General features: G+C 37.3%; 20 protein-coding genes and 4 pseudogenes. 12 read left to right on the top strand and 12 right to left on the bottom strand.

Features of this window, described 5'->3' with window-relative positions; all coding sequences use genetic code 11:
• The 3 genes and pseudogenes from H6G77_RS30650 to H6G77_RS30640 form a co-directional block, all read right to left on the bottom strand.
• Nucleotides 1-287 (bottom strand): annotated as a pseudogene (locus tag H6G77_RS30650) (hypothetical protein); the annotation flags it as partial.
• A 251-nt stretch (nucleotides 288-538) separates the two neighbouring features.
• Nucleotides 539-1,483 (bottom strand): ParB/RepB/Spo0J family partition protein, encoded by a 945-nt coding sequence (locus H6G77_RS30645; RefSeq protein ID WP_313934727.1) that lies wholly within the window; start codon nucleotides 1,481-1,483, stop codon nucleotides 539-541.
• Between the two features lie 189 nt (nucleotides 1,484-1,672).
• Nucleotides 1,673-2,461 (bottom strand): ParA family protein, encoded by a 789-nt coding sequence (locus H6G77_RS30640; protein WP_190595331.1) that lies wholly within the window; start codon nucleotides 2,459-2,461, stop codon nucleotides 1,673-1,675.
• A gap of 136 nt (nucleotides 2,462-2,597) precedes the next feature.
• Between H6G77_RS30640 and H6G77_RS30635 the strand changes: the two are divergent.
• Nucleotides 2,598-3,721, top strand: a pseudogene (locus H6G77_RS30635) (RNA-guided endonuclease InsQ/TnpB family protein).
• A 324-nt stretch (nucleotides 3,722-4,045) separates the two neighbouring features.
• On the opposite strand, the pseudogene H6G77_RS35995 reads toward H6G77_RS30635, so the two are convergent.
• Nucleotides 4,046-4,201 (bottom strand): annotated as a pseudogene (locus H6G77_RS35995) (RNA-guided endonuclease TnpB family protein); the annotation flags it as partial.
• On the opposite strand from H6G77_RS35995, the gene H6G77_RS30630 reads away from it, so the two are divergent.
• Complete coding sequence (locus H6G77_RS30630; protein WP_190595239.1) at nucleotides 4,139-4,444, top strand: hypothetical protein; 306 nt, start codon at nucleotides 4,139-4,141, stop codon at nucleotides 4,442-4,444. The pseudogene H6G77_RS35995 and the gene H6G77_RS30630 overlap by 63 nt on opposite strands.
• A 136-nt stretch (nucleotides 4,445-4,580) precedes the next feature.
• On the opposite strand, the gene H6G77_RS30625 is transcribed toward H6G77_RS30630, so the two are convergent.
• Together H6G77_RS30625 and H6G77_RS30620 are read right to left on the bottom strand one after the other, a co-directional pair.
• Nucleotides 4,581-4,841, bottom strand: coding sequence for a hypothetical protein (locus tag H6G77_RS30625; RefSeq protein WP_190595238.1), 261 nt, complete (start codon nucleotides 4,839-4,841; stop codon nucleotides 4,581-4,583).
• A gap of 214 nt (nucleotides 4,842-5,055) precedes the next feature.
• Nucleotides 5,056-5,157: pseudogene (locus tag H6G77_RS30620) on the bottom strand (RNA-guided endonuclease TnpB family protein); the annotation flags it as partial.
• A gap of 202 nt (nucleotides 5,158-5,359) precedes the next feature.
• Between H6G77_RS30620 and H6G77_RS30615 the strand changes: the two are divergent.
• Entirely contained in the window at nucleotides 5,360-6,610 is a 1,251-nt protein-coding gene (locus H6G77_RS30615) for an RNA-guided endonuclease TnpB family protein (protein WP_190595242.1), read from the top strand.
• Here H6G77_RS30615 and H6G77_RS30610 read toward each other — a convergent pair.
• Both H6G77_RS30610 and H6G77_RS30605 read right to left on the bottom strand, forming a co-directional pair.
• The gene (locus H6G77_RS30610; protein ID WP_242049358.1) at nucleotides 6,555-7,016 is read right to left on the bottom strand and encodes a hypothetical protein; all 462 of its coding nucleotides are present in this window, start codon (nucleotides 7,014-7,016) and stop codon (nucleotides 6,555-6,557) included. The two genes, H6G77_RS30615 and H6G77_RS30610, sit on opposite strands and share 56 nt — an antisense overlap.
• A gap of 81 nt (nucleotides 7,017-7,097) precedes the next feature.
• Nucleotides 7,098-7,352 carry a metallophosphoesterase gene (locus H6G77_RS30605; protein WP_242048782.1) on the bottom strand — a complete coding sequence of 85 codons (255 nt, stop codon included), beginning with the start codon at nucleotides 7,350-7,352 and terminating at the stop codon, nucleotides 7,098-7,100.
• A gap of 279 nt (nucleotides 7,353-7,631) precedes the next feature.
• Here H6G77_RS30605 and H6G77_RS30600 point away from each other — a divergent pair, with 279 nt between their 5' ends.
• Entirely contained in the window at nucleotides 7,632-8,867 is a 1,236-nt protein-coding gene (locus H6G77_RS30600) for a hypothetical protein (RefSeq protein ID WP_199331703.1), read from the top strand.
• Nucleotides 8,868-8,884: 17 nt separating this feature from the next.
• A complete protein-coding gene (locus tag H6G77_RS30595; RefSeq protein ID WP_190595237.1) occupies nucleotides 8,885-9,676 on the top strand; it encodes an alpha-ketoglutarate-dependent dioxygenase AlkB in 792 nt (263 codons plus the stop codon).
• 68 nt (nucleotides 9,677-9,744) lie between these two features.
• On the opposite strand, the gene H6G77_RS35990 is transcribed toward H6G77_RS30595, so the two are convergent.
• Nucleotides 9,745-10,017, bottom strand: coding sequence for a hypothetical protein (locus tag H6G77_RS35990; RefSeq protein WP_242048785.1), 273 nt, complete (start codon nucleotides 10,015-10,017; stop codon nucleotides 9,745-9,747).
• A gap of 412 nt (nucleotides 10,018-10,429) precedes the next feature.
• Here H6G77_RS35990 and H6G77_RS30585 point away from each other — a divergent pair, with 412 nt between their 5' ends.
• The 7 genes from H6G77_RS30585 to H6G77_RS30555 all read left to right on the top strand — a co-directional run bounded on the left by H6G77_RS30585 (nucleotide 10,430) and on the right by H6G77_RS30555 (nucleotide 14,910).
• A complete protein-coding gene (locus H6G77_RS30585) occupies nucleotides 10,430-10,654 on the top strand; it encodes a hypothetical protein (protein WP_190595235.1) in 225 nt (74 codons plus the stop codon).
• A gap of 204 nt (nucleotides 10,655-10,858) precedes the next feature.
• On the top strand, nucleotides 10,859-11,179 hold the full coding sequence (locus H6G77_RS30580) for a hypothetical protein (RefSeq protein WP_242049357.1): 321 nt from the start codon (nucleotides 10,859-10,861) through the stop codon (nucleotides 11,177-11,179).
• The gene (locus tag H6G77_RS30575; RefSeq protein ID WP_242049356.1) at nucleotides 11,169-11,822 is read left to right on the top strand and encodes a hypothetical protein; all 654 of its coding nucleotides are present in this window, start codon (nucleotides 11,169-11,171) and stop codon (nucleotides 11,820-11,822) included. Before H6G77_RS30580 ends, H6G77_RS30575 begins: the two co-directional genes overlap by 11 nt.
• 234 nt (nucleotides 11,823-12,056) lie before the next feature.
• Entirely contained in the window at nucleotides 12,057-12,521 is a 465-nt protein-coding gene (locus H6G77_RS30570; protein ID WP_190873557.1) for a hypothetical protein, read from the top strand.
• A 69-nt stretch (nucleotides 12,522-12,590) separates the two neighbouring features.
• Nucleotides 12,591-13,217, top strand: coding sequence for a hypothetical protein (locus H6G77_RS30565; RefSeq protein WP_190595115.1), 627 nt, complete (start codon nucleotides 12,591-12,593; stop codon nucleotides 13,215-13,217).
• Between the two features lie 64 nt (nucleotides 13,218-13,281).
• Nucleotides 13,282-14,379: a tetratricopeptide repeat protein gene (locus tag H6G77_RS30560; protein ID WP_190661459.1), complete on the top strand. Its 1,098-nt coding sequence runs from the start codon at nucleotides 13,282-13,284 to the stop codon at nucleotides 14,377-14,379.
• A gap of 57 nt (nucleotides 14,380-14,436) precedes the next feature.
• Complete coding sequence (locus H6G77_RS30555) at nucleotides 14,437-14,910, top strand: hypothetical protein (RefSeq protein WP_242049355.1); 474 nt, start codon at nucleotides 14,437-14,439, stop codon at nucleotides 14,908-14,910.
• A 109-nt stretch (nucleotides 14,911-15,019) separates the two neighbouring features.
• On the opposite strand, the gene H6G77_RS30550 is transcribed toward H6G77_RS30555, so the two are convergent.
• The 3 genes from H6G77_RS30550 to H6G77_RS30540 form a co-directional block, all read right to left on the bottom strand.
• Entirely contained in the window at nucleotides 15,020-15,313 is a 294-nt protein-coding gene (locus H6G77_RS30550; RefSeq protein WP_190873556.1) for a hypothetical protein, read from the bottom strand.
• Between the two features lie 283 nt (nucleotides 15,314-15,596).
• Nucleotides 15,597-16,817 carry an SMI1/KNR4 family protein gene (locus H6G77_RS30545; protein ID WP_190595117.1) on the bottom strand — a complete coding sequence of 407 codons (1,221 nt, stop codon included), beginning with the start codon at nucleotides 16,815-16,817 and terminating at the stop codon, nucleotides 15,597-15,599.
• Nucleotides 16,818-16,897: 80 nt separating this feature from the next.
• Complete coding sequence (locus H6G77_RS30540; protein ID WP_190677850.1) at nucleotides 16,898-17,947, bottom strand: WD40 repeat domain-containing protein; 1,050 nt, start codon at nucleotides 17,945-17,947, stop codon at nucleotides 16,898-16,900.
• Nucleotides 17,948-17,981 lie beyond the last annotated feature (34 nt).

The following is a 17,981-nucleotide window of genomic DNA, read 5'->3' as shown; positions in this document are numbered from 1 at the left end:
TCAATGCTTGGGCGTAGTGGCACAATTGGCCACCATAGTCCTTGATCGTCCGGGCCGATAACTGCTCCTGCTGGTTTCAATCCATTCCGATTGAGTACTGATGCAGTGCCAAAGCTTTCAATTCGCGGTTGGGGTGCATTAGTTAAGTTATTGGCATACTTTACTTGCCAGATATAACTGGTAAGTGCTGTCGCTTCGTACTGCTCAACACTCGTGGTGCTACAACTTGTCAGGGTCAGGGCTGTTAGTACAGTTAGCTGTGCAGTTAAACAGGTTAACTTTGGCATTATTAATGGGTGGCTATGTCTGCCAATTTATTCTTAAGTTCGATAGTACTATCATCCCTTCCACAGTGAAGGGATTGCTGCTATCTACTTTTAATGATATCGCTGAGTCTGTTTTTGACTGCTGATCTATTACTTGGATTTAGCAACTAATTTCGCTTAACGAGAGACTTTGAGCGATCAATCACTCCTTCTAAAAGTTATTGGCACGTTTCTTCATCCACAAATTGAGCAATCACTCTATCTCTACACTGTTAAGCTTGATGCTGGCTTAGGTTCTCTATTTCAGCTAATTTTTTTTGCAAAATTATTTTTAGTTCTTGAAGCTGCTCAGTACTTGCCTGAATTAATGATGTTTCTGATAAATTACTGATTTTTTGAATTATAGATTTGACTTCTTTGGATTCTGATTTTGTTGTTGTTAAGTATTTAGCTTTAACTTGCTTAATAAGTTCGCGTGTTTCTGGTACTGTAAGATTTTCTGCTAAAACTTTTTCTGTGATTTTAGTTCGTTCTTTTTGAGCCTTTTCTTCAGATATGTCTAAAGCTTTTGCAGATAAAGTTGCCAGTGCCAAAGCGTGCGCCCCTTTCAATCCGTTATAGCGAATTGCCTTTTTTAAATCATCAGGTAGGAACAGCATCGGTAAAAGATTAGATTTTACTGAAGCAGGGTTCAATCCTAACTCTAACAATCCTAAAAACAAACTTTGTTCTTCACCTATTACATTTAAAGTTTCTAATCCTAACTTTTGTTGCTCTAAGTCCAAAGCAACTAATTTTGTCAACTCTTTACTCTTCCCATCACGTTCTATACGTTTAAGCACAGTTGCTAGTACTGTAGAAATTTCTTCTAAATCCAATTCTGTTGCTTTATTTAGTTCTTGAACAATAGCTTCAGCTTTGTCTAAGGGGTTTAAGTCTTCAAATCCGAGAAAAGTAATGAGAGATGATTGTGTTAAATCTTTGGGCATTGGAACAATAACAGCCCGGATAGACTTCCATCCTAATAGCTTTGCCCCTTCAGTACGCAGTTGCCCATCAAGCAGTATGTAACGCCCATTTTTTTGGGCTACAAGAATGATAGGAGTAATCTGCCCGTGTTTTTTTAATAGTCGTGCTTTTGCTTGAATTGATTCTACAGTAATTGTTTGTCTTGGTTGATTGGGATTAGGATCAATTAATTCCAGATCAATTTCCACTTCTCCAGAATGATTCCGCAGTTTTTCTCGCAATAACTGTAACTCGTTCTCAAGTTCAGGAGCTTGCTTGATTCTTAGCTGTTCTACTTCTGCTTGCAATTGAGCAATTTTTTTTTCTTGCTCGGTTTTTTGAACTGCCCCTTTGAATTTTTCCCCTATTTGTGGTAGTGCTTTCGGCATAGAAGTTCCTCACTTACTTTTGATTAATTCAACCACATCATCTGCAATTTGCTTAAAATCTTTACAAGCTGGATGTTTATTTCGATATTTATGCAGAGGTAATCCATGTGCGCTGGCATTTTTAAACTCATTAGAACTACGAATTTTTGGATACAATTTAACATTTAATTGTTCTGCAATTGCTGGCAGTTGTGAGTAGTACTGCCTGTGCATTGCTATCGCCTCATCATACATACTTGGCACGAAACCCATGATAGAAGGCTTAGGATCTAACTGTAGTTCTTCAGATGTATTGATACACCATTCAACTAACTCTGCGGCACCTGAAATCGCCTTCATTTCAAGCTGTATCGGCACTAAAAGATGAGTGGCGGCTGCTAAAGCATTTACATTCAGCATTCCCAAAGTAGCTGGACAATCTATAATTACCAAGTCATGATGTAACGGATACTTGTGCAGCCTATCCGCTAAAGTATATTCTCCTCGTTTACGAATTACTAGATCATTGCCTGTATCGGCTAGTAATGGATGTCCTTGACAAACTTCTATTCTTGCCTCATCCCATGCTGATTCTAAAACCCAGTCGCCTTTAAAATCTTTTGCTAAAACTTTGACCATTGTGTTTTCTGCTTCGGCTGCTTCTAAACCACAAAAAACATCAAGCGATCTCTGTGGATCTAAATCTAGCAATGCTACCTTGTGTTTACGCTTACTAACTTCATAAGCTAGATGTACAGATAAAGTACTTTTACCGACACCACCAGCATTCGCCAAAACCGCAATAACTACTTGTGCCATCAAAAACCTCGCCATACATAACTATGGGATTGATTTACCAAAAACATGGGTCTAAAGCCTTGCCCTTCAAGGGCGACTTTGCTTAATTTAGGAATAATCTAAGTTTTTATCTCCATATTTTTGGCAAAATAATAATATGAAAACAATGAAGTTTAAGCTATATCAACACAAAAAAATAGACATCTCAAGCGCATGATTAATGCTGCTGGGGTCATCTACAATCATTGTATTGCTCTACATAAACGCTACTACAGAAGGTGGGGCAAGCATTTGAGTTGTGCCAAACTTCAGTCTCATATTGCCAAATTAAGAAAACGTAATCCTTTCTGGCAATCAGTAGGCTCTCAAGCAGTACAAGATATCTGTCAACGCATCGAGAAAGCTTACCAATTGTTTTTTAAACATAACAAAAAAGGAGTTAGACCACCAGGATTTAAGAAAGTTAAAAAATACAAATCATTCACCCTTAAACAAGCAGGCTATAAATTTTTAGGTAGCAACAGGGTGAAAATAGGTCAGCGAGTATATCAATTTTGGAAATCGAGAGACATAGAAGGAACAGTCAAAACTTTAACCATTAAACGCACAGTATTAGGTGAATTATTTATGGTTGTGGTGGTTGATGAAGGCAACAAATCAGAAATTGAAGTCAAGACGGGTAAAATCGCTGGTTTCGATTTCGGATTGCGGACATTCCTTACTTGCTCAGATGGTACAACAATTGAGTCACCCCAATTTTTTAAGCAGTCACTCAACGCCATCAAAATAGCCAGCAGGCAGCATTCCCAAAAGTTGAAAGGCTCATCTAATCGTGAACGAGCTAGAAAGAATTTAGTACGTCGATACGAAGATGTTTCTCATCGTCGGCTTGATTGGTTTTGGAAGTTGGCACATCATTTGACTGATAAATTTGATGTGTTATGTTTTGAAACACTAAACCTCAAAGGAATGCAGCGTCTTTGGGGGAGAAAAATCTCTGATTTGGCGTTTGGAGAGTTTCTACAAATACTAGAATGGGTTGCCAAAAAGAAGAAAAAGAGGGTTGTTTTCATCGACCAATGGTATCCCAGCACTAAGACTTGCTCTTGCTGTGGATATGTTTTAGAAAGTATTGAATTATCAGTTAGAGAATGGCGTTGTTCGGGTTGTCAGTCAGTTAATGGCAGGGATGAAAACGCCGCAGTTAATATTCTTATGGTTGGGGCATCAACCATCGGGTTAGGCGATATAAGCCGGTTTGAAACTGCAATTGCTGTTTGAGCCTAGAATCCCCACGCCTTTAGGCTGGGGAGTATGTCAAAATAATTGCCTTAACGTTCACGTCTTTAGGCAAATATCATACATTCATTCTTTGTTTGATTGATTTTAAGTTTTAGCAAATATCAATCTCTACATCAAATAAAATGTCGAATTTTAAAATCCGACATGTTTATAAGAAATTAAGCTTTATAAGCCTTGAGAAAAACGATCACACTTTGCCAGTCAAATGTCTGGTTCAGCAAATACTGGGTGAAAGTTACTTTGAGCCTTTCTAATTCTTCTAATTTGACACTCCTCGGCGTGAACGCACGGGGATTCTTGGATCTAAGACATAACTTGCTCATACAGGCTTTCACCAACAAGAGTAGAGGTTACATCTCCCCAAGCGTTGCTTGCGTCTAGCGCAAAGGTTCCGGTATGCCCTACCGTACCCAATCCTCGACTAAGGATGATCCTGGCTGCGTTTTCATCCCTATCCATTGGATGACACCAGAGGAAAAAGCCAAACTTGATCAAGTCAACCCTGTATTACCCAATGGACGCAGAAAGCACAAAATTCATCAGTTGCTTGAGGAGACAACGAAACAGAGATTGTCGCCACATATCACATCAATTTTGATTCTGATGAAGTCGGCTAATTCTGTAGCAGAACTGCGGCGTTTAGTGCAAAGACAGTACGGTGTAGATCAGCCCAACTTGTTCGATGGCTGGAAAATTGAGTAGGCGATCACTACGGGTTAACAAAACACCTGTTTGATAGTACGATTGTTCTATATATAATTCAATTGGCAAGTAAAATATACTGAATGCTTCTGGTGATCTCATCCAGAAGCATTTTATTTGCTGCGGCAGCGATCGCTCAAGAAGACTTCTGAAAATCAACATCACTCCGATAAATCTTAGCCCTGGGCTTACCCTTCTTAGCAGGTGCAGCTACAGCAGACTTTTTAGGAGGCCCTGGAGGACGACAGGTTTCGCAGTATAAAGGGCGTGGGCCATACGTCTCACGAGAAGTTGATTGATCGCATTGCTTACAGACGAAGTTGAATGTGCGCGTGTGTATCTGACGTTTGTGCGCTCTGACTGTGTACTCTTTGACTTGAATTTCTTTGCTTGCCATTAGTTGGTGTTAACTCTAAAAAGTGAATAATCTAGAAGCCAAAATTAGCAGGAGATTTAGAAAATATGGCAGTTATATTCTTGAAACGACAAGTTTATACTTAGTTCTCAACAGTTATTAGTTATTAGTGAACAGTTCTAAATCACTACTTAACAGTGACGTTCCTACTACTCTTTGACATACTCCCCCGAATTCAATTCGGGGGATTCTAGGCTCAAACAGCAATCGCAGTTTCATACCGACTTACATCACCTAACCCAACAGTCGATGCCCCGACTGCACAAATATTGCGACTGGCGTTTTCATCCCTCCTATTAAAGTCTTTAGCTTGAACTGACAGAAGCCTCTCACCTACCCGTTCACGAAGTGTTCCCGAAGGGTAGGGAGATGATGAGATGAATGGCAGGCTAATTGATGACAATCTTCCGACCGATGCCGATAGGCAAGGGAGGAAGATATGGAGGAAACTAGCAATTTCTATGTTATGCTTTTTTATAGCAAACGTTGTTTACTCTAATATGTTAAGAGTCGTCAAAGTCAGGTTATATCCAGACACCCAACAGCAGCAGTCACTAGCACAAGCTTTTGGTAGTTGTCGTTGGTTATGGAATTATTGCCTGAACTTGATGAACCAGACATACAAGGAGACTGGTAAGGGGTTATCTGGATACGAAGTTAAAAAGATAATTCCCCAGTTAAAAAAAGAATATGAGTGGTTATCGCTAACTTACTCACAATGCTTGCAACAAGTTTGCTTGAATCTTGGAGTAGCTTTTAATAATTTTTTTGAGAAACGGGCTAAATATCCTAGATTCAAATCAAAACATGGTAAACAGTCAATACAATATCCTCAAAATGTCAAAATTACTGATAATTCTGTGAGTCTCCCAAAAATAGGAGATGTCACAGCGATGATTCATAGACCTATTGAGGGAAAAGTTAAGACTGTAGCCATATCTAAAAACTGTTCTAATCAATACTTTGCGGCTATTCTTTTTGATGATGGTAAAGACAAACCTTCTGCAAATACAGAAGGCAAAGCGATAGGTATTGACTTGGGATTAACTCACTTTGCAGTTACTAGTGATGGTTCTAAGTTTGATAATCCTAGAATACTCAGCAAACATGAGAAGAATTTAAAACTTAAACAGCAGCAGTTATCTAGAAAGCAGAAGGGTTCTAATAACCGTATTAAAGCCAGAAATAAAGTTGCTAGAGTTCATAGAAAAATAACTAACTGCCGTGAGGATTTTCTGCACAAGCTATCTCGTAGGATAGTCAACGAAAACCAAGTTATAGTGCTTGAAAATCTTAATGTTAAGGGCATGATGCAGAATCATAAACTAGCCAAGTCTATACATCAAGTTGGATGGGGAATGTTCTGTACCATGTTGAAATACAAGGCAGAAATGGAAGGGAAGATTTATCTTGAAGTTGATAGATTTTTTCCCAGTTCAAAAACCTGTCATGTTTGTCTTAATCAAGTTGGTAGTTTGCCACTTGATGTAAGATTTTGGACTTGTGACAATTGCCAAACTAGGCACGACAGGGATGTGAACGCAAGCATTAACCTCAGAGATGAGGGTCTACGCCACTTGCTTCAAGCCGGGGAACCCGTCCAACGCAGTGGCTCACGAATTTTGACCTCTGGAACGGGGGATAAAGCCTGTCGCCCAGATGTAAGTCGTAGTAAGGGAGGACGCAAGAAATCCACTACTGCGCTTTCTGTTGGACAGGAAGCCTACACTGTATGCGAAGCATCAGTGTAGGTAGTTCACCTGCTTGTACTTGAACAATTTCAAAACTAGGTAAAATTATGGCTGTCAATGTCCCACCATGACAGGCTCCAGTATCAATACCGTAGGTTTTTTGGGGAACTATGAGGGGATTATCTCCAACAACGCGATGACCAAAAATTACTGGCTTAACACCTGTATATAACTGACTCCAAAAGGTATCTCCATAGTGCTTTGCCAGATGCTTTTCACCCGCAGTGCAACCACATAAAACCTCTTCCCTTTGTTTCTCGATGGGTATACCATCTTCCACCGCAGCATGAACTAAAATTGCCGATTCGATTTCGTGATAATAGGGTAGATGGCTAATCCATTCTAAAAATTCGTCATAGCTGTCGCCAAATTGTAATTTGACAATTTCCTGGCCTGGATTTCTCACAAGAGAGAAATCCAGGTTGGGAGGGGTGGGAGAATGGTGAAAAAATCTTTCCCCCCACACTCCCCACACTCTCCACACCCGCTAACCATACGTGAGAAATTCGGGCTGGGAGTAGGAAAGAGTTTGCCTGAGATGTTTGCGTTCGTGATTACCCATTAATACAATAGTGTTGGGGCGATTTTTGAGAAAATCATACACCTTGACTGAATCAGCACCGCGATCGACAATATCCCCCAAGGAGACTAAACAATCTTCCTTTGTAATTTCTGCTTTGGCTAATAGTTGAAGCAGTTCTGTATAGCAACCATGAATATCGCCAACTACAATTGTTCGCATAACTCAAGTTCAATCGAATAAATTTAGTGTAGCATTAACATACTACTTATTGTAATACTTGGTGAAAAGTTGCGGAGGTATGAAAAGCCAGCAGATGATTCGTTGCGGGTTCCGCAGGAGCATCGCAGAGCAACTTGTAATTGCTCTATTTACATTCTCGCAATTTCGCAGACGGGGATTTGCTCGCAAATTACTCGCGTTAAGATTGTCGTGGAATGCAAGATTGCAAGATAGACCGTTTGTAATGTTTAACAGAATATTGCAGAAATTATGATGAAAATGAATAATACTGAAAATAAAATTTCTAAAACAAAATTATTTCTATTAGATTTATCAAATAATACAGAGGCTAATCATGAATTAAATTATTTACTTAAAAACTTTTGTGGTACAGTTATCAAAAGTTTATCTGATATCAACATGAATTTACAGATAAACAAATTATTTGCTTGCGGTGATATTAGTAGTTTAAGTAATACTTGCTTAAATATATACATTATAAAAGAATTGTCTTTTAACTATGAAATGCTAAATAACCCAAGTTTAAAAATGATTAAGATTGGTCAGGTACCTATCATTATAAGTCAAGCTGGCGTTTATTATAGACAATTATTTAATGATGACACAGATTACTTCAATATGATAAAAACTGAACATACTTTTCAAGAATTAACAGAATCTAATAAGCCTGGAATCGCCTTGAGAAAAGGTATATATCTTACGGAAGTAACTAAAGAAATAAATAGTGAATATGTAGAAAAAGAAAGACTTTACTTCAGACTTTTAAGATGTTCTAGTAATTTTACTGGACCTACTGATAACTTTCGCGCTACAGATTACAAAATAATGAATGCAATAAACCATGCAGCAGAAGATGTCTTTGAGCGAAAAATAAAACTAAATCACGTACTAGCTCAGGTTTACGAAAATAAAAGCAGAGATGAATTAACTCTTAAAAAAAGTAAAGCAAAAATAAAAGCACACTCTGACAAAACTAAAGATATGCCAAAAGAAGCATTGATTGCGTTTTGTACATTTTACGATCGAGAGGGTTTTCAACATCTAAAACCTTCAATTAAAGATAGATACGATTGGTGCAACAAAAATATAAGCGGATTAGCAGCACTGCATTTTAAATTAAAATCAACAATTATAGATACAAATCTAGAAAAAGAATTTACAGTTGTCTTATATCCAAATTCTGTATTTATCATTCCATTGTCTACTAATAGATATTATACTCATGAAGTAAAACCTTCTATTTTGAATAGTGACAAAATACCTACTAGACTAGGTTATGTGGCTCGTTGTTCAAATGTAGAAGCGGTGTATTTTAATAATCAAACTTATATTATAGAAAATAAAGATTTAATTAAATTAGAAGCAATAACAGAATCTAAACAACAAGATTTGAAAGAAACTTACTATGAAGAAAACTGTACTGAAAAAATGGTAGATTATGGAAAAGTTGATTTCAGTATGAATCTAGGAGATTATCAAAGACCTATATACTAATAAAATAAATAAAATCTATGAAGACAAAAGATTTTTATGTTTTTAGACTGGACATTGATGACAATATATTTGAGCTACTAACTAATTTAATTGAACTTGAAGATATTAACAAAGGAAGAAAAGGTGGTGTATTAGTTAAAAGTGAAGAGCGGGGAATTCCAATTGTTAGAAAAACCACTAATTACAAAAACCCAGCATCTCATTTTACTCAAATACATAATACCATCATAGAAAAATTAAATAAACAAATTCAACAAGAGACAAAAATAAAGCCCTTTGAGTTTAATAATGCATTAATTGAAGTCTATGATAGAGAATATTATAAGATGGGTTATCACTCTGATTTGGATATGGACTTAGAGGATGATTCATTCATTGCTCTTTTTTCTTGTTATGAAAATGCATCGAACTTATCAACCAATGCTTTAAGAAAATTAAAAATAAAGAGTAAGGCTACTTCAGAGGAATTTGAAATAAGCTTACCAAACAACTCTTTAATATTATTCTCATTAAAAACCAATCGCGAATTTGTACATAAAATTATTTTAGATATTTCCAAAAATGAGATTACAAAGTTTGGCACAAATCGATGGTTAGGGCTTACCTATCAAAAATCAAAGACATTTATAAAATTCAAAAATGGATTGCCATTTTTAACTAATGGTAACTTACTAAGAGTGGCAAATGATGAAGAAAGAGAGGCTTTTTATAAGTTAAAAAAGCAAGAGAATGAAGTTGTCAATTTTAATTATCCAGAAATAAATTATACATTAAGTATAGGTGATACTTTAGAACCAATACTGGTATAAGGTTCTGGCTAGAATTGCAGAAACCTTATGAGGAGAAAGAAAATATATCTCCACATTACCGTTCTCCGTCAATGGGAACCTACTTGTTTTACTTCTCCGTTCATGCTCAAAGTTTGGATAGTATCAAATGGATTGTAATGTCCTCTTTCCCAGTTTCCATTTTGGAAAATAAAAGATAGATAAACCCATTCCTTATGAGCATCTTGGATGACAAGGTTATCGCCCTCTTGGGGTGTATAGTCAACATCAAAGCAATTTCTGTAATTGAGATTGAGCAAAACCCAATCGTCCGTTAGTCCTTTGCCTATATCCGCCGCAGGAAGTTCGTATAGCCCTTCCATCAGCGGCTCGTCGTCGCTTCTATATCTTTTAAATGTAGATAAATACCATCGATACACCTTGGGAGTCGTTGCTTGCTCCTGTTTGTATCGCCTCGAATTTTTGTTATGCACAATGAGTTTTTCTTTGTCCTCGCAAGTGCATAAAATGAAGCCTTTGTCAAAGTCGCACATAATTGTAGATACTAAGGATTGATGAACCAGTAGACAGGAGATGTTTAAGAGCTAAGAAAATGTATCTCTACACTACCGTTCTCCCCCCTGCACCACTGAAACTACTGCTCTGTCTACTACCATCTGAAAATAACCAATTTTTACAGGCGAGCGACTTAAACATTATCCATATAAAACTATGCGAGCAGAATATGTATAGTAATTTTGAACACATTAAAAGCAATACTAGTAAACGGTCACAATGAAACAATTGATACTTATATTAGGAATAGGAATTTTACTTATACCTGTGAAGGTAACTTGCGGTTCTCCTGATGCAGACTGTGCTCAACCACCATTGCCTGGAACCAATAGTCAAGTTAGATATTACTACGAATATGAACCACTGGGTGTAATGCTAGTAGAGTTAGTGATTCGGACAAACTTGCCGTTTTATTACTTCAGTGGAACTGAGGATAAATACTGAGTTACAAATTACCATCAATCCTAAGCCTTGTTTAAGTGTGGTTATTTTGTATTGGTGAATAAAATTAATGATGTGATTGTCGCCTGTGTAATAAATAGTTAGGTAAAAATGCAGTACATAGTTTCGGCAGTTTATTTTTTGATTCTGGCAATAATGGTAATAACGCCATTTGCAATGCCCTTTCTGTTAAGGCGGAAGGGTTATGTGACTAGTTTGCTATTAAGCAGTTTTCTATCTTTGATGACGTGCGTACTTCTAGTTACTTTGTTGGCATATTTACCAGATTTATATGCCGAGATGCGGCTTGATTATCTGGGTTTTGATTTTAATGGCTGGTCAGACGAAGACCGACTCAGAAATATTGCTCCAGAATTCAGAGACGAAGCAATAAAACTTTATCGATCGATAATGGGTATTGGGTGGACTTTGAAAGCTATTATTGGGGCAGTTTTGCTCATTCCTTATCAAATTGTTGCTTCTGGCTTAGTTTTCATGGTGAGTCAGTCGAAAAAACATGGCAGTTAGCAACCTAACCATAGTTTACAGTGGACACGAGGGCGGTGGCTGTTATGCCAATAATTTTAGTAAATGCAAGAAAATGTATCATCGAAATTTCAAACTTCTGGTTTTTCTGACTACCCCATTTCTGGGTATCGGAATTCTATTTTTACCAACCATTCCAACTTTGGAGAGTGCTAAATTTCTATTCTCTATAACTATATTGTTACTAAGTTTTATTTTTGGTTTTTTATTATTTAAAAAGCCTCAAGATTTACCATTGACAAAAAAGCTAATTTTTATTTTTCTATATTTATTATTATCGAGTGTGCTATTTTTGTTTGTCTCATTTATCGTTTTGATATCGTCTGGATTTGATGCCCCAACTATTGAAACTGTGGCATCTAAAGACTATCCTACAACAGTATATTTATACAATTATACATGTTCTCCACCAGATACTTCTACGGGATGTGACACATACCACGGGGAATTAAAATTTAGACTTGGTTTTACTCCTTTTGTAATTACAAAGTTTAATTGTGATTGTCTTTTTGGTTCACCAGACCGCGTTGGTGAGTGGGTAACGATTCCCTTGGAAGCAAACCGAAATCCAACAGCATCTGCGATTAAAATTAACTTAAAAACTGGCGAATTTCTTCCAAAATGAACTGCAAAACTTTAATTTACGATCCGAGTAAGCAAGAGGCAATTACTTTAAATTTTGATAAAAAGCGTTATAAATTGGTAAGTTTGGATGTTTCAGATACACCCCAGATGTTGTAAGAGTCTTCTTTGGAAGGATATACACAATTCAGCTTGCTTACCATCATCTGTAGCACTTCGTGAACAAACTTTATCTATCAGCAACACAAAGTTAGGACAGCACTATCCCTTGGCATCAATGAAAAAACTTATTCAAATCTCAATTATTATAATTCTATCACTAGGTTTGACATATCATTTACTACGTATTGCTTTTCCCATAACCTATATAGTTGACTGTACTCAAGCTAATAAAATCACCAATATATCCGACACTTTTATCAGTGCAATTGGTGATCCATCTGCAAAAGAAGCAGAAATTATTGCACAAAGATATATCACAAAAGCCTTTTGTTTAAATGATTTAAAGGGTGACAATAGCTTCAGCCCTAAAGCATATTTATTTAATGGCTCAAACTTAAGCTCTAAGTATCAAATTGTTGGTTATCATGGTGCTGGTTTTCGTAGTCCAGGCAATTTACAAGTAAAATTTGACAACGGGACTTTCCTAAATTTTTGCTTTAGCATGATGGTAATTAACTGCAACCAAGCTCAAGAATGCGATTGTCCTCATGATTTTAACTGGGAACCCAAACCAAAGTAATCGCATCACAACTCAGGAAAATTATCGCAATAATGCAACGCTTGCTAGGATGAAAATCTTCAATTAACTATGGATAATCTTCAGATAAAAATACTTGGCAAAATAGCAATATGTATAACCTTGTTGATTGGTGTCGCAATTCTAATTATCAGTATTTACCCTGGTGCATTAAATAGTTTCTTTTTTCCAGTTATGCTGGTGTCAATTGTTTGTGTGCCAATATTTGCAGTACTAGTAATTCTCTTATGGGGATTGAGAACTTTAGGAAAACAGAATTTGAAAAGTATTAAGCTTCCCTCGCAAACTTTTGTACCCTGCAGAGAAGTTGCTATCATTGCAGGGATAGTTTTAGTTTGTTATGTCCTGCTCAAGTTCTATATACCGCGTCGTTTAGCATTTATGATATCGCAATCGGCGTTTGAACAAGTTCGGGTACAACTTCCTATTTCTGCAAAAAGAAATATCAAATTAAACCGCAAACTCGGTTTATATGAAGTTGATGAATACGCTATGGATTCTCGTGGTGGTGTATATTTTCGTGTCTTCTGGGGTGGTGATGGTCTAAGTCCTGATACCATATCCTATGGTTTTGTCCATCAACCGAATAGTGAAGGAAGTCCATTTGGTACTGCTAATTACCAAGTATTTTACTTGTACGGTGATTGGTATTGGTTTCGTGTATCCGATGATTTTTAGGGATGACAATTAAGCTAGTTTTGAGTTATGGATAATTGACATTACTACCTATTCAGTCACAAATATGAAATCTCATATTCACCATACCTTGATTTTGCTAGTAGCGATAACTGGAATAACATTGTTTTCAACTCCATCTATATCTAGTGATACTCATCAATCAATATCTTCTATCACAGTTAAGTCTGCAAAGGAAAATTCATTACCCCAGTTATGGAAGGTGAAAATTAACGGTAAATCTGGATATATTGATGCCAAAACAACTTATAAAGTAGAACTTCAATCAGAAAAATATCCCTTAAAAACTCAAATTTCACCAGCAGAAATTACCGAATTTAATCAGATTTTTGAATTTGGTAAATTTAACCACCAAAAAGCGATCGCTCTCCGCAAACGGCTACAACCCTTAGCCGATCGAAATGATGCAGTTGCTTGTTACTGGCTGGCAAAAACCTACAATTTGGAAGAATTTGGCATTAAAAAACAGAGCGATCGCCAATCAGCTTTGAAATGGTATCACAAATCAGCCGAGCTTGATTATGCACCTGCTGCATATTTTCTCTACAGAGCCTATTTTTCTGGATTGATGGGTTTACAAAAAGATGAAAATGAAGCTAGCAAATGGCTGCATAAAGCCAAGGAAACATCTTCTGGAAAATTATTGTCCGAAACCCTGATGGAATTTGTTGCTTTTAGCGACCCAAGTGTAAAATTCATCAACTTGCGAACAATCCCAAAAAATGCTGGGAATTATCTTGAATCTCTACGCCAAATATATATATTAACTCCTAATAATAACTGGGTAATACACAAATATGGTGATGCGCTCTACGAAGCCAAACGTTACACAGAAGCCTTAGCGGTTCTCATTAATAGTGATAATGCCTTTGTTTGGCAAAAAATTGGTCAGATGTACGAGCAAGGTTTGGGTACTCCAATAGATATAGAAAAGGCTTTGTTTTGGTACAAAAAAGTAGCAATTGAAGGTAAAGCTCAAGAAAATGGAGCCAATCCAATTAGTACATATGGTAGATTGGAAATTTATCGCTTAATCTGCTTGAAAAAAATTACAACACAGCAAGCAGCACCGTTATATAGTCCTGAAAAATATCAGAGTGAATTTGCTCAGTTTAGCGATAGTAAATGTAATTATGGCTCTTAATATGATGTATGTAATCCAGCCTGCATAATTCTTGAATATACAGCACTTTCCGGTGTAATGATGTACGCTTTGGGCGGGCAATATGCCACCCCACAAGAGTTTCATGATGATAATTTGTACCTCATAATCACGAAATCTGCTGTATTTGGCAACCAACGCAGTAATTATATAATTTTCAATAGATTTGAGTCTGAAATATTACGACATAATGAGATGACAATAGAGATGGGAATTCTCCAAATTAATACCGGGAATTATGAGGTGATTCCTGTTGCAACTAGGGAAATATTTTATCAATTTTGGTTGCCGGCTTGTAAGTCTCTTGGTTTACAATTAATCAGTCATTTTCATGACGGGTATTTAAATGTCGTCTCAGCAGAAGATGTTCCTAAAATTGTAGAAGAATTGATTTGTTTACATTCTTATACTTTAGAACAAGAAGATTTAGCTTTTATGAGCGAGAGAATAGAACGTATAATCCATGTATTTCAGACAACAGATACGACATCATATAAATATGATTTTGGATAATTAATGGAGTTTTAACGATTGATTAGAATAACGTCTACCTGATGTCGAAATGACGCATTTCAATCGTTAAAAAAGCTCCAGGTTTCGTCATAGATCGGGTTTAATTTACTTATAATACTTTGATACAGCCGTCTTTGATTTCGATTTTAGAGTCATCTGTGACTTCGACTTTTCCACAAGATGTTTCAATAACAGCAGCTTTACCGCTACCTTGTATCGTTGCGGCTCCAGTCGTACGACCATTGAATGTAACTTCTTTCGTTGAACCATCCATCTGGACTTTCATTACATGTTTGTCCGAGTCCTTATTGGAATATTGGATATAAACAGAAGCCCAAGAGGGACTGGAAAAAATAATGCTTGGGATAGCAGACAACATCGCTAATAAAAGTATTTTTTTCATAGCTTTTATAAACCTATTTTCATCAACATTTTTATGTATATTTATTTCTTACTCTAGAAAAATAAATATAACATGGGTAGTTGTACGTAAATTATATGACTGTGGCTATAACTGCATAAAAATAATTATTTTCGCGCAATTTTCACATTTTTAAATTAGCCGATGAAGATTAGGTTGTAAGTCTGTAAAGGTTAATTAAATTTTCAGATTAAAAAATTAAAAATCAGCAAACGCCAGGTCTAGCACACTCACACTGGAAAAATAGATCCAGATGATGGGTCATTTAGGGATACAATATATTATATATGTACTCCAACCTTTCTAAAATTCGTTGAATTCGCATCTCAGTTTGCTCTGCATTAAACCCAAAGTTGTACCGCATCTTACCCATATTCTTAATTCGCCATTGGTTGATTTTATAATCTATTTCACTGCTCATCTTCACTTGCTCATTTGTGAGTTCAGGAGAGATATCGATTCCGATGGTTTCTGCAAGGAGTCTGGCAAAATTCACAGAATGAAAGTATGGATAATCTCGAATTAATTCCCCAGAGCGAAGAAAATCTAGTAATCCTTCAATTGTAGATAACCCATATTGAATATCATCTAGAAAATCCTTGAGCCATTGTTCTGGGGAAAACTCACAAAAACGAATCCAATCCCCCTGAATTTCCACCTCGTATCCTTCCTGGGTGAGAAACAAATCCCGCACAGGATTATCCCCATCGACAATTCGTAACAACCCTGGATATTGCTGATTTCCTGGATTTTTGAGCCAATCCCTCGATTTTGCTGCTTTCAACTTTGCGAGGAACTCAGGTAAAGGCTGATTCCATACTTGGGCAGAATTGTTTGCCATAACTTCCTCAGCCGACCAGTAATTTCCTAGCCGTTCCCAATTGCCACCATTGCAGACTTCTAGCAAAAATGTTCTGTAAACTTCAGGCAGTTTAATTCCATGTTGTGCTTCTAACGCGCTCAACTTTGCTTCAGAAGCAATTGGCGGATTAGTCGTGATTTGGGCATAGCGATTGTATGGATCGAATTTTCGCAATCGAGCGAGGGTAACGTGAATTCGTTCGGGAACAGTCAACCATTTTCGCAGGGGTAATTGGCAACCAAAGTGACGCTCCACTGTAAAAATGTCTTGATCGTATACTCTCACCCTTCCTTGCGGGTCGTGAGAGAATTGAATTTGTAACTGAGTCAACACCTGACACAATTGCTCTGCCTCATCATCAGTGGGAAATAATCCCACAAGATGGGGATGCTTGATTCTCTTAATCTCCTGATACATAAACTCACAAGCTTCCGCCTCATCGGTAAATTCAAACAGCAGTTGTTGAACCGCACCACGCTCGGTGTAAACGACTTGCCAGTTATCATCCCTTTGAATCAAGCAAATCTCATCATCACCCATTTGGCGAATCTGATACAGGCGACAGCCTTCGCCCCAAAGTTTGAGATCGAGTAACTCTGCATTCAGATATTGAACTTCCCACATTTACTCACCTCGAAAACACCCATCTCAATCACCGCCAGTTATGTCTTCACTTGTTATCATGGGTTTTCCCGCTACATTGATTAGGCGATCGCAACCACCTTTATCCCTTGCTTGGTGGCAACAATAGCTTGGAAAGATGTGTAATCAAACACCAAAGTATTAACTACTGCATCTACGTCATAGGTTTTGATTATTTCCCCTGTCTGAGCTGACAGCACTGCCAGAATTTGCCCTACACCACACAATAACCTGTTGTTACCCAGCCAAACGATATTACTTTGCCAAGGATTTAATCCATCATGGTCATGGTACAACCGAAAGAATTGACCCCACATTTTCTCCCGATATTGTGACGATTTTTCCCATTTTTTCCATATTTCATTGAGTGGTTCCTGCGTTTGCGGGGATAAAGTGCTTAATATCGAGCGTTCAAGCTGAAAACTTAATAAATCAACACCTTGATATCGATATGCAGTATAAGCCAGACGCTGACCATCTGGGCTAAAACTCAAGTTGCCACGATGACAACGCACACCACCTGAATATTCCCCCAAATAGGTTAATTTATCCTCAAGCATACTGTCAATTCTGTAAAACTGATGGGACTCATCCATGTCTACAGAATTAACAATGAGAAACTGCATTTGTGGATCGATGGCAAAAGCAGCATTATAATCTCGCCAACGACGCAACCAACGAATCTGCTCACCGCTTTCTAAATTAACTAGATAAATATCTCCCCAACCCTCACCAACCAATAAATAGCCCTGGCAAGGTGTTAATCCTAACCAGGAAATATGAGTACATTTACCATGTCCATAATACTCATCCTCCTGGGAATTCTCCTCATAGGGTGCATGGGGTAAGTCAACTCGTTGCAAAACGGACAAATCATCCCAGCGAAGAATCTCAATCCCAAATTCTGGCGTAACCTCAGAAGGAGCCACAGCAAACCTTTCCCCATCCGGTAACAAAACAATACTTGGTACTGATTCAAAATCATAGGGTAACTCGATTTGTTCAATTATCCGGGGTTGTTGGGAAATATCCCACTTCACCAAAGAATGGGGGTATATTGGTGCGATCGCCTGTTTCCTTACCGCGTCGTAAATTAGTGCTTTGCAATCCATACACCTTGCCCTCCTAGCCATCGCCATTAATTTT

The sequence above is a fragment of the Aulosira sp. FACHB-615 genome (assembly GCF_014698045.1).
GTDB lineage: Bacteria > Cyanobacteriota > Cyanobacteriia > Cyanobacteriales > Nostocaceae > Nostoc_B.
The sequence above is the reverse complement of the archived record's forward strand: the minus strand, read 5'-3'. Positions and strand labels throughout refer to the sequence as shown.

Excerpts from the sequence above, each read along its gene's own strand:
- H6G77_RS30640 (WP_190595331.1), bottom strand. The coding sequence starts at position 2,461 with ATGGCACAAGTAGTTATTGCGGTTTTGGCGAATGCTGGTGGTGTCGGT.
- H6G77_RS30630 (WP_190595239.1), top strand. The coding sequence starts at position 4,139 with ATGCCCTACCGTACCCAATCCTCGACTAAGGATGATCCTGGCTGCGTT.
- H6G77_RS30625 (WP_190595238.1), bottom strand. The coding sequence starts at position 4,841 with ATGGCAAGCAAAGAAATTCAAGTCAAAGAGTACACAGTCAGAGCGCAC.
- H6G77_RS30615 (WP_190595242.1), top strand. The coding sequence starts at position 5,360 with ATGTTAAGAGTCGTCAAAGTCAGGTTATATCCAGACACCCAACAGCAG.
- H6G77_RS30605 (WP_242048782.1), bottom strand. The coding sequence starts at position 7,352 with ATGCGAACAATTGTAGTTGGCGATATTCATGGTTGCTATACAGAACTG.
- H6G77_RS30600 (WP_199331703.1), top strand. The coding sequence starts at position 7,632 with ATGAATAATACTGAAAATAAAATTTCTAAAACAAAATTATTTCTATTA.
- H6G77_RS30595 (WP_190595237.1), top strand. The coding sequence starts at position 8,885 with ATGAAGACAAAAGATTTTTATGTTTTTAGACTGGACATTGATGACAAT.
- H6G77_RS35990 (WP_242048785.1), bottom strand. The coding sequence starts at position 10,017 with ATGGAAGGGCTATACGAACTTCCTGCGGCGGATATAGGCAAAGGACTA.
- H6G77_RS30585 (WP_190595235.1), top strand. The coding sequence starts at position 10,430 with ATGAAACAATTGATACTTATATTAGGAATAGGAATTTTACTTATACCT.
- H6G77_RS30575 (WP_242049356.1), top strand. The coding sequence starts at position 11,169 with ATGGCAGTTAGCAACCTAACCATAGTTTACAGTGGACACGAGGGCGGT.
- H6G77_RS30570 (WP_190873557.1), top strand. The coding sequence starts at position 12,057 with ATGAAAAAACTTATTCAAATCTCAATTATTATAATTCTATCACTAGGT.
- H6G77_RS30565 (WP_190595115.1), top strand. The coding sequence starts at position 12,591 with ATGGATAATCTTCAGATAAAAATACTTGGCAAAATAGCAATATGTATA.
- H6G77_RS30560 (WP_190661459.1), top strand. The coding sequence starts at position 13,282 with ATGAAATCTCATATTCACCATACCTTGATTTTGCTAGTAGCGATAACT.
- H6G77_RS30555 (WP_242049355.1), top strand. The coding sequence starts at position 14,437 with ATGATGTACGCTTTGGGCGGGCAATATGCCACCCCACAAGAGTTTCAT.
- H6G77_RS30550 (WP_190873556.1), bottom strand. The coding sequence starts at position 15,313 with ATGAAAAAAATACTTTTATTAGCGATGTTGTCTGCTATCCCAAGCATT.
- H6G77_RS30545 (WP_190595117.1), bottom strand. The coding sequence starts at position 16,817 with ATGTGGGAAGTTCAATATCTGAATGCAGAGTTACTCGATCTCAAACTT.
- H6G77_RS30540 (WP_190677850.1), bottom strand. The coding sequence starts at position 17,947 with ATGGATTGCAAAGCACTAATTTACGACGCGGTAAGGAAACAGGCGATC.